Here is a 668-nt window from a genome sequence, read left to right on the forward strand (position 1 = left end):
GCGCGCCGCTGAATGCGGTGATGCAGACCCCGGGTGCGGTAGGGCTGGCCGAACACCCGCATCGGCTCGCTGTAGAACACCTTCTTGGTCAGGTCCACGAGCACCAGATAGACGACGATGAACATGGCCAGCGCCACGTAAAACTGCCATGGCAGCGGGGTGAAGCCCAGTTTGCGGCCAAGCGGCGTGACGGTCAGCGCGATGCCGATCACGTCCACTGACATCAGCGTGACCGAAAGCAGAGCGCCGGGCCTGCTGCGCAGAAATGGCACCCTGCGGGTGCGGATCGCGAACACGATAAACGTCTGGGTGAGAATGTTTTCCAAGAACCAGCCGGTGTGGAACGCCACTTCGCCAGCGTGCAGGATGCCGACCATGAATCCGAAGGTCAAGAAGTCGAACAGCGAGTTAATCGGGCCGAACGTCAGCATGAACCTGCGGATGAACGCGACGTTCCAGTGCGACGGCGCATTCTGCTGCTCCTCATCGACCCGATCGCTGGGGATCGCCAGCTGCGAGGAGTCGTATAACAGGTTGTTCAGCAGGATCTGGCTGGGCAGCATCGGCAGGAACGGCAGCAGGGCCGATGCGGCCGCGGCGCTGAACATGTTCCCGAAGTTGCTCGACGTGCCCATCAGCACGTACTTGATGGTGTTGGCGAATATGCG

The 668-nt window shown here is 61.4% G+C and carries 1 protein-coding gene; it reads right to left on the bottom strand.

The window, feature by feature from the left end; all coding sequences use genetic code 11:
• Window positions 1–668, bottom strand: a 668-nt coding sequence (locus A9X04_RS29030; protein WP_197509490.1) for a cation transporting ATPase C-terminal domain-containing protein, incomplete at both ends; no start/stop codon positions are given.

Source organism: Mycobacterium sp. E3247, from assembly GCF_001667785.1.
GTDB lineage: Bacteria > Actinomycetota > Actinomycetes > Mycobacteriales > Mycobacteriaceae > Mycobacterium.